12 protein-coding genes are annotated in these 13,630 nt (G+C 73.3%); 4 read left to right on the forward strand and 8 right to left on the reverse strand.

The window, feature by feature from the left end; translation table 11 throughout:
• The first annotated feature begins 33 nt into the window (after window positions 1-33).
• Genes ACIBLA_RS10955 through ACIBLA_RS10965 form a run of 3 tightly spaced genes read left to right on the forward strand, consistent with a single transcriptional unit; the run spans window position 34 to window position 5,480 of the window.
• Window positions 34-2,385 (forward strand): protein kinase, encoded by a 2,352-nt coding sequence (locus ACIBLA_RS10955; RefSeq protein WP_399198409.1) that lies wholly within the window; start codon window positions 34-36, stop codon window positions 2,383-2,385.
• Window positions 2,382-4,679, forward strand: coding sequence for a protein kinase (locus ACIBLA_RS10960; protein WP_399198410.1), 2,298 nt, complete (start codon window positions 2,382-2,384; stop codon window positions 4,677-4,679). The genes ACIBLA_RS10955 and ACIBLA_RS10960 overlap by 4 nt, the downstream gene beginning before the upstream one ends.
• A gap of 33 nt (window positions 4,680-4,712) precedes the next feature.
• A complete protein-coding gene (locus ACIBLA_RS10965) occupies window positions 4,713-5,480 on the forward strand; it encodes an SDR family NAD(P)-dependent oxidoreductase (protein ID WP_399198411.1) in 768 nt (255 codons plus the stop codon).
• 90 nt (window positions 5,481-5,570) lie between these two features.
• Here the strand turns inward: ACIBLA_RS10965 and ACIBLA_RS10970 are convergent, their stop codons facing one another.
• Window positions 5,571-7,133: a hypothetical protein gene (locus ACIBLA_RS10970; RefSeq protein WP_399198412.1), complete on the reverse strand. Its 1,563-nt coding sequence runs from the start codon at window positions 7,131-7,133 to the stop codon at window positions 5,571-5,573.
• 209 nt (window positions 7,134-7,342) lie between these two features.
• Between ACIBLA_RS10970 and ACIBLA_RS10975 the strand changes: the two genes are divergently transcribed.
• Window positions 7,343-9,169 carry an endonuclease/exonuclease/phosphatase family protein gene (locus ACIBLA_RS10975; protein ID WP_399198413.1) on the forward strand — a complete coding sequence of 609 codons (1,827 nt, stop codon included), beginning with the start codon at window positions 7,343-7,345 and terminating at the stop codon, window positions 9,167-9,169.
• A gap of 110 nt (window positions 9,170-9,279) precedes the next feature.
• Here ACIBLA_RS10975 and ACIBLA_RS10980 read toward each other — a convergent pair whose 3' ends face one another.
• The 7 genes from ACIBLA_RS10980 to ACIBLA_RS11010 all read right to left on the reverse strand — a co-directional run bounded on the left by ACIBLA_RS10980 (window position 9,280) and on the right by ACIBLA_RS11010 (window position 13,562).
• Window positions 9,280-9,984 carry an antibiotic biosynthesis monooxygenase gene (locus ACIBLA_RS10980; RefSeq protein ID WP_399198414.1) on the reverse strand — a complete coding sequence of 235 codons (705 nt, stop codon included), beginning with the start codon at window positions 9,982-9,984 and terminating at the stop codon, window positions 9,280-9,282.
• 75 nt (window positions 9,985-10,059) lie between these two features.
• On the reverse strand, window positions 10,060-10,581 hold the full coding sequence (locus tag ACIBLA_RS10985; RefSeq protein ID WP_399198415.1) for an SMI1/KNR4 family protein: 522 nt from the start codon (window positions 10,579-10,581) through the stop codon (window positions 10,060-10,062).
• Between the two features lie 13 nt (window positions 10,582-10,594).
• Window positions 10,595-11,239, reverse strand: coding sequence for a DUF4232 domain-containing protein (locus tag ACIBLA_RS10990; protein WP_399198416.1), 645 nt, complete (start codon window positions 11,237-11,239; stop codon window positions 10,595-10,597).
• A 51-nt stretch (window positions 11,240-11,290) separates the two neighbouring features.
• Entirely contained in the window at window positions 11,291-12,280 is a 990-nt protein-coding gene (dapD, locus tag ACIBLA_RS10995; protein WP_399198417.1) for a 2,3,4,5-tetrahydropyridine-2,6-dicarboxylate N-succinyltransferase, read from the reverse strand.
• Between the two features lie 112 nt (window positions 12,281-12,392).
• Window positions 12,393-12,590 carry a hypothetical protein gene (locus ACIBLA_RS11000; protein ID WP_363241538.1) on the reverse strand — a complete coding sequence of 66 codons (198 nt, stop codon included), beginning with the start codon at window positions 12,588-12,590 and terminating at the stop codon, window positions 12,393-12,395.
• A 76-nt stretch (window positions 12,591-12,666) separates the two neighbouring features.
• The gene (locus tag ACIBLA_RS11005; RefSeq protein ID WP_399198418.1) at window positions 12,667-13,236 is read right to left on the reverse strand and encodes a TetR/AcrR family transcriptional regulator; all 570 of its coding nucleotides are present in this window, start codon (window positions 13,234-13,236) and stop codon (window positions 12,667-12,669) included.
• On the reverse strand, window positions 13,236-13,562 hold the full coding sequence (locus tag ACIBLA_RS11010) for a DMT family transporter (RefSeq protein ID WP_399198419.1): 327 nt from the start codon (window positions 13,560-13,562) through the stop codon (window positions 13,236-13,238). Before ACIBLA_RS11010 ends, ACIBLA_RS11005 begins: the two co-directional genes overlap by 1 nt.
• Window positions 13,563-13,630 lie beyond the last annotated feature (68 nt).

Genomic DNA, 13,630 nt, shown 5'->3' on the forward strand with positions numbered 1-13,630 from the left:
GGTGGGCGCGGTGGGTTCGGAGGGGGAGCCACAGTGGAACAGCTCGGTGGGTACCGCCTGGTCGCTCTGCTCGGCGAGGGCGGCATGGGCCGGGTCCATCTCGGCAGGGCGGCCTCCGGCCGGCTGGTCGCCGTCAAGACGGTGCACGAACATCTCGCGGCGGACCCCCAGTTCCGGGAGCGCTTCCGGCGGGAGACCGCCGCCGCCCGGTCGGTGGCGGGGCCGTTCACGGCCGCCGTGCTCGCCGCCGACCCGGAGGCCGTACGCCCCTGGCTGGCCACCGAGTTCTGCACGGGCCCGACCCTCACCGGGGCGGTCTCGGCCCTCGGGCCCCTGGCCGCGGGCGAACTCGCCGCGCTCGGGGCCGCGCTGGCGGAGGCGCTGGCCGCCGTGCACGCCGCGGGGCTGGTCCACCGCGACCTCAAGCCGTCGAACATCGTCGTGACGCGCGACGGCCCGATGGTCATCGACTTCGGCATCGCGCGGACCGCCGCCGACGAGAGCCTGACCGACAGCGGTGAGGTCGTCGGCTCCCCCGGCTTCATCGCGCCCGAACTGCTCTCCGGGGAGGGCGAACCGGGCCCGGCCGTCGATGTGTTCGCGCTCGGGGCGCTGCTCACGTACGCGGCGACCGGCCGTCCGCCGTTCGGCACCGGACCGGTGCACCAGGTGCTGTACCGGACCATGCACGGCCCCGCGGATCTCGACGGGGTGGCGGAGACGGCGGGCGCGCGGGAGGGAGCCACCGGGTGGCGGGAGTTGCTGGGGAGCTGTCTGAGCCAGGAGCCCGCCGACCGGCCCACCGTGGCCGAGGTGCTGACCGCGTGCGCGGCGTGGACCGAGGGCGATCCGTGGTGGGAGCGGGAGGCGGTGTCCGGTCTGATCCGGCACCGCGAGGAGGAAGTGGCCGCGCTGGTCGCGAAGGCGACGGGGGCGGCGGGGGCGGCGGGGGCGGCGGGGGCCGTGGAACCGTCGGCCGACGGACCGGCCAACGCCCTTTCGGTGCCCAGCGACAGGACGCCCGCACCCGGCGCGCGCGCTGACACCGTCGTGAGCCGCGGCCGGGGCGCGTCCCGCAGACGGTTCCTGCGCTGGGGCGGCGCCGCCCTCGCCGCCGGCTCGGCGATCGGCGCGGTCGCCTGGCTCACCGAACTCACCGGCGGCGGCAGCAGCGACGGGGAGGACCCGGGCGCCTCCGGTTCGCCGGGCCCGTACACACTCGGCCGCGCCCTGTGGACCCGTGACATCGGCGAGGCCCGGCCGATACGGCACGGCGAGGCCCTTTACCTGAGGGACGAGGCGGGGCTGACCCGCCTCGACGCCAGGAGCGGGGCCATCGCCTGGAAGTACCCGGCCGAGCACATCACCGACACGGTGCCGGGTGACGAACTCGTCCACGTACTGCGCTCCTCCCCTGCCATGTTCTCGACCGAGGTCATCGCCCTGGACGCCGCGACCGGCGTCCAGCGATGGTCCGCCGACCCCAGGATCCACAACCCGCATCGCCCCCTGAGACTGCGCGAGACCCCCACCTCCGACCCGGTCGTCGCGGTCGACGGCGAGAAATCCGTACTCTCCGTCTCCGCGGACATCCTCTGCGTCGTCACCTACGCCTCGTACTCGACGCAGTGGGAGCGCCGCACCGGCCAGGAACTGCCCTGGCGCGCGTACGGCTACGACCCGCGCACCGGAGACCCCCTCTGGTTCCACCAGGGCGCGCGGGCGGAGGTGGAGGGGCTCCACCAGCGGGAGGGCCGGATCGGCGTGGCGGCGGCGACCACGTCGCTCGTCACGGAGGAGAACCAGACGGACGAACCACTCACCGTGCTGCGCGCCGCCGACGGCGCACTCGACCGCCAGATACCTCGCGGCGCGCGCTACCCGGAGTCGTATCTCGGCTTCCCCGGCGTCCGCCACTACTCGACGGACGGCCGGCTCAAGGCCGTCGACCTCGCGACCCGGCGCACCCTGTGGAGCCGTGACCTGCCCGAGGACGAGACCGAGACCGCGATCACCCCCACGGCGCACGCGGGGCGCGTGCACACCGCCACGTACGACACGGTGCGGGCCCTCGACGCGGACACCGGCCGCACCCGCTGGAGCCTGACGGACATCGGCCTGCCGACGGAGAGCGACCTGCTGGTGGCCGACGGGCTCGTGTACGGCCTGGGGAGGGCGCCGGAGGGCGAGGACACGCCCGACCGCCGCCCCGGCTGGGGCGTGCACGCGCGGAACGCGGCGACGGGCGCGCTGGTGTGGGCCGCCGAGACGGGCGAGGTGCGGACCGTGCTCGCAGGACCGGGCGCCGACGCGCAAGTGGGTCTCGTCCATGTGGTGTCGGACGACGGCACGCTGTCCACCTTCGCCGCACCGGAGCCGACATGACCGATCCCCTGCTGCCCGGCGACCCCGCCGCACTCGGCTCCGTACGGCTGCTCGGCCGGCTCGGTGCCGGTGGGATGGGCCGGGTCTATCTGGGCCGTACGACCGGTGGCCGGCTGGTCGCGGTGAAGACCGTCCACGCGCACCTCGCGGCCGAACCGCACTTCCGGGAGCGCTTCCGGCGCGAGGCCGCCGCCGCCCGCGCCGTGACGGGGGCGCACACGGCCGCTGTCCTCGACGCCGATCCCGCGTCCCCGGTGCCGTGGCTGGCCACCGCCTACCTGCCGGGCGTCACGCTGCGGCGCGCGGTCGCCGCCGCCGGGCCGCTGACCGTGCCTGTCGTACGGTCGCTGGGTGCTGCGCTCGCCGAGGCGCTGACGAGCATCCATGGCGCGGGACTCGTCCACCGCGACCTCAAACCCTCCAACGTCCTGGTCACGGCCGAGGGGCCGCGCGTCATCGACTTCGGGATCGCCCGTGCGCTCGGCGACCAGGGGATCACCGCGGCCGGGGACATCGTGGGGACGCCCGGCTTCATCGCACCCGAGCAGATCACGGGGAACTCGCCGGTGACGGAGGCGGCCGACGTGTTCGCGCTCGGCGCGGTCCTCGCCTTCGCCGCCACCGGCCGCAATCCCTTCGGGGACGGAACGGTCGCGATCCTGCTCTACCGGGCAGTGCACGAGGAGCCCGGCCTGGACGACGTGCCCGGCGAGCTGCGCGGGCTGATCGCCGGCTGTCTGAACAAGGAGCCGGGGCAACGGCCTTCGGTCGCCGCCGTGCTGGAGCGGACGGCCGATCCCGAGTCGCCGCTGTGGTGGCGCGAGGAGCCGTTGCGAAGCCTGGTACGGGGCGACGAGGCGGGCCGCGACAAGGACGAGGCCCGGCCGCGCGAGCACACCGCCGTGGTTCCCACGAAGGAGGTGACGGCCCCGGCGCCCCGCCCCGGTCGCGACCCCTCCGACCGGGCACGGCGCGTCGAGCGGCGCCGTGAACTGGCGCGCCGGGGAGTGCTGTTGGCCGGCGCCGGCGGCCTGACCGGGCTGCTCGGCGTCTCCGTCGTACGCGGCTGGGGAAACCCCCGTCCGGGCGGCCTCACCGACGGTGCGGAGCTGGACCTCAAGAAGGGCTCGGCCGAGCCGGGCGCGCTCCGCTGGAGTCTCACGGCGGAGTCGGGGGAGGTCGACGCCCTGCTGCTCTCCGGCGGCACCCTGCTGCTGCACGGATCACTCGCCCTGGGCGGCGCGGGCTACGTCCGTGCCTGCGCGGCCTCCGACGGGGCCCGCCGCTGGGAACTGGAGGCCTCGGTGGGCGCGCCAGGTGTGTGGGGCGTGGCGGACGGGAGTCTGGTGGCGCCCGATGTGGGGCTTCCCGTCGTCGATGTCGGCTCGGGAAAGGAACGCGCCACGGCCGATCCCGTGCAGCGGCTGACTGCCGAATGGGTCACCGTCGTCGACGGCGCGCTGATCTCGTCGTACGAGGACCGGGAGGACGCGAAGGAGCTGGAGGCCATCGATCTGCGCACAGGGACGGTCCGTTGGGCGCGGGAGCTGGGCGGGACGCAGCCACCGGCGGCGCTGGGCCGCACGATGCTGCTGGGCGCCGCTCTCGGGTGGCGGGTGCTCGGTGTCGACGCGGCGTCGGCCAGGACGCTCTGGACGTACGAGGGGTTGAAGGACGGCGACGACCGGTGGCTCGCCGCCGCCGCGCTGCCGGCCGCGGGGAACTTCGCCCTGCTCACCACGGCGGGCAAGCTGCACATCGTCCGCGCACGCGGCGGCGGGCGCGTCGCGGTCGCGGCAGGGATCCACGCCGTGACTCCGGGCGCCACGGCCGTCGGCGAGGCGGGCGGCAGGGGCCTGCTGGCCACGGCGGGCGCGCTGCGGGGCTTCGACCCCGACAGCGGGAAGTCGATCTGGCCGCGCCCGCGCCCCACACTCGGCGCCGAGACAAGCTGGCAGCGGCGGACGGGCGGAGAGCGCGCGCCGGTCACCGCGGGCGGTCTGGTGCTGCACTGGGCGAGGGCGGACACCCTTGAGGCCGTCGATCCGGTGTCCGGGAAGCCCCGGTGGACGCGGCGGCTGACGGGGATCGCGAAGATACCGCCGGTCGTCGCCGGCGACACGGTCTACGCGGCGTGCGGCGCCACCTGCACCGCTCTGCGCCTCACCGACGGTACGCCGCGGCGCACCTGGTCACTGCCTGGCATCATCGACGGGCTCGCGTCCGACACGTCGGGCTGGTACGGCCGGATCGGTACGTCGGCGATACGGGCGTACAACGGCGTCGACGGCTGACGACTCGCTTCCCTCCCCCGAAGGGCCCTCCCCATGTACTTCCCGCAGACCGGCCGCCGGGTCCTGGTCACCGGCGCCTCGCGAGGTCTCGGCCGCGCCGTCTCCCGCGCCTTCGCCGCCAACGGCGACCGCGTCGCCGTCCACTACGGCACCCGTGAGGACGACGCGCGCCGCACCCTCGACTCCCTCGACGGCACAGGCCACGTGCTGGTGAGAGGCGACGTGTCGGACCCGGAGGGCGCGGCCCGGATCGCGGACGCGGCGCTGGAGGCACTGGGCGGCGTCGACGTACTCGTGAACAACGCGGCGGTGAACGAGCGTCATCCGCTGCCCACCACGTCGTACGAGGACTGGGCGGCGAGTTGGCAGCGCCACCTCTCGGTGAACCTCCTCGGCACGGCGCTGCTCAGCCACCGCGCGGCGCGGTCGATGATCGAGCGCGGCACGGGCGGCCGGATCGTCAACATCGGCTCACGCGGCGCGTTCCGGGGCGAGCCGGACCACCCGGCGTACGGTGCCACGAAGGCGGCGGTGCACGCGCTGGGCCAGTCACTCGCGGTCTCGCTCGCGCCGCACGGCATCGCCGTCGCCTCCGTCGCACCGGGCTTCTTCGACACGGAACGGGTGGCCGACCGCCTGTCCGGGCCGGAGGGCGAGGCGATCCGGGCGCAGAGCCCGTTCGGCCGGGTGGCGACGGCGCGGGAGATCGCGGCGGCGGTGCTGTGGCTGGCCTCGCCCGAGGCGGAGTGGTCGTCGGGAACGATCCTGGACCTCAACGGCGCGTCGCACCTGCGGACATGAGGCCGGTCCGCCGCCTGCCGCGGCACCGGAGTGCTTCGTCTCCGGGGGCTGTCGCCCGCAGCGCAAACCCGGCGGCGCCCCGCGCCCCCCTCAACCCCCGCTGCGTGACCTCGCCTTGAACGCCGCCTTGCGGGCGTCCTTCGCCGCCTTGCGGTCCTGGTGCAGTCGGCCCATCGCCTCCAGCACGTCCGCCGTCGCCGGGTGGTCCACCCGCCATGCCACGTCGAAGAAGCCGCTGTGCTGGCCGACCAGGCCCTCCACCAGCTCCTGGAGCTCCACCGGCTCACCCTCGGCGTCGAGTTGGGCCGCGATCGTGTCGATCGCCAGCCAGAAGATCATCGACTCGGGCGGCGGCGGCACGTCCGCCGCCCCCAGTTCGGCGAGCCACACGCGGGCGAGCCCGCCCAGCTCCGCGTCGTCCAGGACCTCGCGCACCGCGGGCTCGGCCTCGGCGCCGACGAGCGCGAGGGACTGCTGGCAGTGCAGGCGGCGCAGCGGGGCGCCGGGGTCGGTTCCCCTGGCGGCGACCAGGAGTTCGCGCGCCGCCTCAGCGGGCTCGCGGCGGGTCAGCCACGCTTCCGTCTCGGCGCGGGCGGCCCGCTCCGGGAAGTGCGCGACGCCGTCGAGCAGCGCGTCGGCGCCCTTGTCGGCCAGGTCGCCGACGGCGGGCGCCTCGACGCCCGCGTCCCGCATCCGGGACCTGATGCCGTGCAGCCCGAGCGGGGTCAGCGTGACCACGCCGTACCGGGACACGTCCTCGTCGTCGGCGGACGGTACGGCGTCGCCGCCTGCGCCGGCCTCCGAGTCCTCGACCATCAGGGCCTCGTCCACGGGCACGTACGTGACGAGCCCGATCGGCTCCAGCAGCGCGAACTGGTCGTCCAGCCGCATCATCGCCTCCGACACCTGTTCAAGGACGTCGTCGGTGGGCTCGCCCATGTCGTCGGGCACGATCATCGACGCCGCGAGCACGGGCAGCGGTACGGGGACGGGTTCCGTACCGCCCTCGCCGACGGTGAGCAGATACAGGTTCCCGAGGACGCCCTCCAGGAACTCCGCCTCCACCTCCGGGTCCCAGTCCAGCGCGTCGAGGTCGATCTCGCCGTCGTCGCCGACGGCGCCGGCCAGGTCCTCCAGGACGGGCGCCGTCGCGTCGGCGAAGACGACGTCCAGGGCGTCCAGCCAGAGGGAGAGGATGTCCTGCGGGCTGCCGGAGGTGATGAGTTCGAGCGCGGCCCCGGCGCTCACGGTGCCGTCGGCGTCACCGCCGGAGCCGCCGTCGGCGCCCGAGCCTCCGTCGGCGCCCGCCGCCGCCTCCTCGTCGGGGTCCTCGACCTCCACCAGCCCGGTGTCGACGGCCACCCGCCACGCCTCGCTCGCGTCGGCCTCGGCGTCCGCCCGCGCCCACGCCGCCAGCGCTTCGTCGCTCTCCGTCGGCTCCGGGCTCTCGGTCCCCGTCAGCCCCAGCACCTCGGCCGCCGCGGGCAGTTGCTCGTCGACGAGTTCACCGCCCGCGCCGACGCGTGTCCCCGGCCCGGCCCAGCGGGCGAGACGTACCGCCCTGGCGAGCAGCGGTACGGCGAGCGCGTCCCGCGCCAGCTCCGCGTCCGAGGGCAGCCGCACCGGCGGCAGAGTGGGGCGGTCTCCGGACATACTGGTGATTCTCCTTGCGCCTTACGGGGTCCAGGGCGCCCAAGCGTAGACGTATTTCACCCCATCCCACCCGGTTCACTTGGCCGACAACGGGTGTACACCGGGACACCCTTGACAACGCATGGGCCCACACAAGAGATTGACGCGCGTAGAACCACATCTCCACGCCGCCCCCTACCTCCTCCCTTCCTCACCTCCGGAGTCCCGTAATGCCTTCATCCGTACCCAGAACGGCCGCGATTTCGGCCGTCGTCGCCGCCGCACTGGCCGCCGGTCTGCTCGTCGGTTCCTCCTCCGCGTCCGCCGCCGAGGTCAGGATCCACGGCATCCAGGGCAGTGGCCGGATATCGCCGCTCGTGGGTACCGCGGTGGCGGACGTCCCCGGCATCGTCACGGGCGTACGGACGTACGGCTCGCGCGGCTTCTGGTTCCAGGACCCGAACCCCGACAAGGACGCCGCGACGAGTGAGGGCATCTTCGTCTTCACCAACGCCGTTCCGACCGTCGCCGTGGGCGACTCGATCAAGGTGTCCGGCACGGTCACCGAGTACATCCCCGGCGGCGCCGCCTCCGGGAACCAGTCCCTCACCCAGATCTCGTCGCCGAAGATCACGGTCGTCTCCTCGGGCAACAAGGTGCCCGCGCCGGTGACCATCTCGGCCAAGTCCGTACCGGCCGCGTACGCACCGAACGGCACCGCCGCCACCGGCAACAGCATCAACGGCCTCCCGTTGAAGCCCCGCAGCTACGCGCTCGACTACTACGAGTCGCTGGAGGGCATGAACGTCCGCGTCGGCACCTCGCGCGTGGTCGGCGCCACCGACCCGTACTCGGAGCTGTGGGTGACGGTCAAGCCGAGCGAGAACGCCAACCGCCGCGGCGGCACGGTCTACGGCGGTTACGACGACCAGAACACCGGCCGCCTCCAGATCCAGCAGCTGGCCCCGATCGCCGAGCAGCCGTTCCCGAAGGCCGACGTCGGCGATGTGCTGTCCGGCGACACCGAAGGCCCGCTGGACTTCAACCAGTTCGGCGGCTACACGCTGACCGCCCGCACGCTCGGCGAGGTCACCGGCGGCGGCGCAGAGCCCGAGACGACCCGTGTGCAGCGCGGTGACGAGCTGGCCGTGGCGACGTACAACGTCGAGAACCTCGACCCGTCCGACCCGCAGGAGAAGTTCGACGCGCTCGCCGGCGCCGTCGTCAGCAGCCTGTCGTCGCCGGACATCCTGGCGCTGGAGGAGATCCAGGACGACAACGGAGCCAAGGACGACGGCACCGTCTCCGCCGACGCGACGATCGCCAAGTTCACGGCGGCGATCGTGGCGGCCGGCGGCCCCGCGTACGAGGCGCGCACCATCGACCCCGAGAACAAGACGGACGGCGGCGAGCCCGGCGGCAACATCCGCCAGGTCTTCCTCTTCAACCCCGAGCGGGTCTCCTTCACCGACCGCGCGGGCGGCGACGCCACGACGGCGACCGAGGCCGTGAGCAAGGGCGGCGACGCCGCGCTGAGCCTCTCCCCCGGCCGGATCGACCCGACGAACGCGGCCTGGGAGAACAGCCGCAAGCCGCTGGCCGGTGAGTTCACCTTCCGCGGCGAGCCGGTCATCGTGATCGCCAACCACTTCGCCTCCAAGGGCGGCGACGAGAGTCTGGTCTCCCACCACCAGCCGCCGAACCGGATCTCCGAGGCGCAGCGGCACCTCCAGGCGAAGTCCGTCAACACCTTCGTCAAGGACCTCCTCGCGATCCAGCGGAAGGCCAACGTGCTGGTGGTGGGTGACATCAACGACTTCGAGTTCTCCACGACCACGAAGACGCTCACCGCCGACGGCGCGCTGTACCCGGCCATCAAGTCCCTGCCGGCGCCGGAGCGTTACTCGTACGTCTACCAGGGCAACAGCCAGGTTCTCGACCAGATCCTGACGAGCCCGTCGATCGACGACTTCGACTACGACAGCGTCCACATCAACGCCGAGTTCGCCGACCAGAACAGCGACCACGACCCGCAGGTGCTGCGCTTCCGCCCGTGACCGGGGCCGCCTCTGCCTGAACGGCGGTGGGGGGGGGGGGGGCCCCGCCCCCCCCCCCCCCCCCCCCCCCCCCCCGCTTCCCGCTGAGTCCGAGGGCCCCGATCTCCCCCTCAGCCCGCGCTGAGACTGATCGCGGGCGCGTACCTCTTCACCTCGCCGCCCACGAGGCCCGGGAAGTTCCGCACCTTCTCCCACTGCTCGGTGCTGGAACCGACGCCGTCGCCCGGCGCGTTGAGCGCTTCGATGTGGCCCTCCGCGTTCTCCCACTCGGCGTAGTTGAGCACCCGCCTCCCGTCCGTGCTCGTGTGGAAGTGCGCGGCGATCCCGGCCGACCGCTCGTACGGGTCGTTGTCGAGGGCGGCGAAGACCGCGTCCGTCCACTCCCGCTGCCGCGCGGGGTCGGGCCCGTCGAACTCGGCGTCCACGATCACCACACAGCCGGGCACACAGGTGTCGCCCTCGGCCGGCTCCCCGCTGCGGTACAGCTCGTACGAGCCGAGCCCGAGCCGCTCGATCCCCGGCACGGCCGCGTCGATCTCCGCGTTGCGCGCGTCCCGGCCCGTACGGAAGAAGTCCTGGTACGCCGCCTCGTCGCGCCACTGCGAGTAGTGCAGCAGCGTCCGACCGTCCTCGCCGACCAGGACGCTGTACGAGAGAAGGCCGCCGTCCGGCCAGTCCCGAGCGCTCCATGCCGCACGGATCGCTTCGACGGTCGCGCGCTGCCGTTCGGGCGTACCGACGCGCCAGGTGCTGACCTTGACGACGCCCACGCCGGAACGCCTGATCTCGGGGACGGTGCCGACCCGCACGGACATGGTGATCCCTCCTCGTCGCCGCACCACCGTGGTGCGGCGTCACTCACCATGCTCAAATATGAAGTGGGGTTGAAGTCAACGGGATTCGGCCCACCGCGCCACCCAGGCGGCGAACCCCGCCTCTTCCTCGCAGGGCGCGGCGCCGACGTCGCTGACGGCCCATATCCGGCCGCGCTGCGCACCGGTGACGACCAGATGCCAGTAGAGCCCGCAGCCGTCCGTGCCCAGCACGACGCTGCCGTCGTTGCCGACCTCGTCGATCAGCGGCTCTATCTCCTCGTACGGCCGGGGGTCGTCCTCCCACACCCATGCCTCGGTGAGCGGGAACGCCTGCGCGAGGGCGCGCTGCCCGTCGACCGGGCCCCAGTCCGCGGGCAGGGACTTCAGCGGGAGGAGCCCGCCGGCATCGGGGGGACCCTCACCACTGCCGTCGCATATCTCGGCGACCAGCGTGCGATACGGCTCCGGCAGCACGACGCCGTGCTCCCGCTCGAAGGCGCGGACGGTGTCCCAGCCCAGCGGGGGTCTGCGGAGGCCGGGCGGGAAGGCGGCGCGCAGGGCGTCGAGGTCGCAGGGGTCGGCACGTTCGGTGTTCATGCGCTCCATTGGATCACCGACCACTGACAGGGTCGGCCGCCCAGGAGGTCACTTCCAGGGTGCCGTCCGAGCCGATGTCGACGGGGAGCGGCAGAGAGATCGGATCCTCGCCCGGGGCGGGCGTGACGACGATATGGGCGCCCGGAGCGGGGGCTCCGTCCAGGGAGGTGACGCGGTTGTTCCAGTGCAGCACCGCGCTCGCCGTGTCGTCGGGCGCGAGGGTCAGCTGCCGGGGACGGTCGTCGCGCCTGCCGGTGTAGGTGTAGTCGCTCTTGTGGGTGATCTTGACACCGATCGGTTCACGGCCGTCGTCGAGGAGTTCGACGCCGGGGTGGCCCTTGACGCGGCGGGGCTTGTCGCCGCAGTTCCAGAGCTGGAGCGTGACCACGCGGTGGCCCATGGCGGCGTCCTCGCCACCGATCACGACATCGAGGCCGGACGGCGGGCAGCCGGGCGCTGTCGCCTCGGCGGAGGGGGACGGGGAGGGGGACGGGGGCAGGTCGAGAGGCGAGGGCGGTGGCTGCCCCGGTGTGGACGGGGCGGCGCCACCGCCCTTCTCCGCCTCGATCTCGCTCCTGAGGTCGGAACAGCCGACCGCCGTCAGCAGCAGGACGAACGCCCCGGCGAGCAGCGCGGCGGGGCGGTGTCGCCTCGTCATCGGTCCCCGCCCCCCCCATCCCCAGTGGCCCGTGGCCCGTTTGACGCGTCGTCAGTTGTGGCTGTGCAGAACGTCGTTCAGACCGCCCCAGACCGCGTTGTTCGGGCGGGCCTCGACCTTGCCGGTGACCGAGTTGCGGCGGAAGAGGATGTTCGACGCGCCGGACAGCCCACGGGCCTTGACGATCTCCCCGTCGGGCAGCGTCACACGCGTACCCGCCGTGATGTAGAGACCGGCCTCGACGACGCACTCGTCGCCCAGCGGGATGCCGACGCCCGCCTCCGCGCCGATGAGGCAGCGCTCGCCGATCACGATGCGCTCCGTGCCGCCGCCGGAGAGGGTGCCCATGGTGGAGGCCCCGCCGCCGATGTCCGAGCCGTCGCCGACGACGACGCCGGCCGAGATCCGGCCCTCGACCATGGAGGTACCGAGCGTGCCCGCGTTGAAGTTGACGAAGCCCTCGTGCATCACGGTGGTGCCCTCGGCAAGGTGCGCGCCGAGCCGGACACGGTCGGCGTCGCCGATCCGTACGCCCTTGGGGGCGACGTAGTCCGTCATACGCGGGAACTTGTCGACCGAGGTGACCTGGAGGTGCAGCCCCTCCGCACGGGCGTTCAGGCGCACCGTCTCCAGCGCGTCGACGGCGACCGGGCCGAGCGAGGTCCAGGCGACGTTGGCGAGCAGGCCGAAGAGGCCGTCGAGGCTCTGGCCGTGCGGCTTCACCAGGCGATGGCTGAGCAGGTGAAGGCGCAGGTACGCGTCGTGCGCGTCCAGCGGCTTGTCGTCGAGCGAGGCGATGACCGTACGGACGGCGACGACCTCGACACCGCGGCGCGCGTCGGGCCCGACGGCCTTGCGCGCGGCGTCGCCGAGCAGTTCGGCAGCGCGGTCGGCGCTCAGCCGCTCGGTACCGGCGGGGCCCGGCTCGTCGCTGAGCGCGGGGGCGGGGTACCAGGTGTCGAGGACGGTGCCGTCCTCGGTGAGGGTGGCGAGCCCGGCGGCGACGGCGCCGGTGGTACGAGTAGCAGTCGTGTCGGTCATGAGCGAAACCTAACGGGCGCCCGTACGCGGAGGCCAACCCGTCTCGGCGTACGGGCACCAGGAAGGCGACTGAACGTGTCCCTTGCGCCGGGCCCTGGTGGGGCGAGCCGGTTCAGCCGAGCCGGTTGTCGTCCGTGTCGCCCGGTGCGCGGGTGGTGTCGTCCTCGGCGCGCGGCAGGATCCGGTGGCCCTCGGAGTGGTGGTTCACCCAGCCGCAGACTCCGCAGCTGTAGCGGCCGTCGAGTCCTGCGATGAGCGTGCCGCACTGGCGGCACTCCGCGTAGGTGATCTCGGGGCCTATGGCGTCCACGAGCTCCGTTGCGGACCCCGGCGCATACTCAGGCGCGTGTTCAGGCGCGTGCTTGGCGGACCGAATGCTCATCCGTTCAATCTAACGGCGCCGGCGCCGGCGCCGGCGGCCCGGCCAGGATCCGGCCGAGCATCTCGCGCGTGTACCCGGCGTCGTACTCGCGGCCCGTGAGCAGTACCTGAAGGCAGATGCCGTCCAGCAGGGCGACCACCGCGCGGGCGGTGAGCGGGTCGACGCGGCCGGCGAGGGTCGCCGTGACTCCGACGCACCAGTCCGCCGCGACCGGGCGCAGCGCCGGGCGGCGCAGTGCGGCGAGATACAGCTCGTACTCCAGCTCGACACCCGTACGGTCCCCGGCGAGCCAGTGCCCGGTGATCCGGGCCAGCTCGTCCGCGATGTCGCACTCCGGGTCGGCGAGGGCGCGGTTCTCCCTCACAACCGTGGCGAAGCCCTCGTTGGCCTGTCGCAGCGCGGCGACCAACAGCTCGTCCAGGGAGGCGAAGTGGTATGTCGTGGAGCCGAGCGGCACATCGGCCTCGGCGGCGACGGTGCGGTGGCTCAGCCCCGCGATCCCACTGCGCCCGACCACCCGGAGCGCCGCGTCGATGATCCGCTGCCGCCGCTCGGGGTCGTAGCGGCGCGCCATCAGTGGGCCCCGCCGAGATTGAGCAGTACGACTCCGCCTATGACGAGCGCCATCCCGGCGAGCTTCGCCGGGGTGGCCGCCTCGCTCAGGAACACCATGCCGATGGCGGCGACGGCGGCGGTGCCGACGCCCGCCCAGATCGCGTACGCGGTACCCACCGAGAGGGTCTTGAGTGTCTGGGCGAGCATGGCGAACGCCAGCACATAGCCGGCCACGGCCCCCACCGAGGGCCAGAGCCGAGTGAAGCCCTCGCTGTATTTCATGGCCGTCGTGGCGGCCACCTCCGCCATGATCGCGACAGCGAGCAATCCGTATCCCAGTCCCATGTGTACGAGTGTACGCATAACTTGCGTACACCCGTACACAAGACGGTGGAATTCCCGGCCGTGCGACA

This window comes from Streptomyces sp. NPDC050433 (assembly GCF_044458565.1).
In the GTDB taxonomy this organism is placed as follows: domain Bacteria; phylum Actinomycetota; class Actinomycetes; order Streptomycetales; family Streptomycetaceae; genus Streptomyces.

Excerpts from the sequence above, each read along its gene's own strand:
- ACIBLA_RS10970 (WP_399198412.1), bottom strand. The coding sequence starts at position 7,133 with ATGTCCGGAGACCGCCCCACTCTGCCGCCGGTGCGGCTGCCCTCGGAC.
- ACIBLA_RS10990 (WP_399198416.1), bottom strand. The coding sequence starts at position 11,239 with ATGACGAGGCGACACCGCCCCGCCGCGCTGCTCGCCGGGGCGTTCGTC.
- ACIBLA_RS11005 (WP_399198418.1), bottom strand. The coding sequence starts at position 13,236 with ATGGCGCGCCGCTACGACCCCGAGCGGCGGCAGCGGATCATCGACGCG.
- ACIBLA_RS10960 (WP_399198410.1), top strand. The coding sequence starts at position 2,382 with ATGACCGATCCCCTGCTGCCCGGCGACCCCGCCGCACTCGGCTCCGTA.
- ACIBLA_RS10965 (WP_399198411.1), top strand. The coding sequence starts at position 4,713 with ATGTACTTCCCGCAGACCGGCCGCCGGGTCCTGGTCACCGGCGCCTCG.
- ACIBLA_RS10980 (WP_399198414.1), bottom strand. The coding sequence starts at position 9,984 with ATGTCCGTGCGGGTCGGCACCGTCCCCGAGATCAGGCGTTCCGGCGTG.
- dapD (WP_399198417.1), bottom strand. The coding sequence starts at position 12,280 with ATGACCGACACGACTGCTACTCGTACCACCGGCGCCGTCGCCGCCGGG.
- ACIBLA_RS10985 (WP_399198415.1), bottom strand. The coding sequence starts at position 10,581 with ATGAACACCGAACGTGCCGACCCCTGCGACCTCGACGCCCTGCGCGCC.
- ACIBLA_RS11010 (WP_399198419.1), bottom strand. The coding sequence starts at position 13,562 with ATGGGACTGGGATACGGATTGCTCGCTGTCGCGATCATGGCGGAGGTG.
- ACIBLA_RS10975 (WP_399198413.1), top strand. The coding sequence starts at position 7,343 with ATGCCTTCATCCGTACCCAGAACGGCCGCGATTTCGGCCGTCGTCGCC.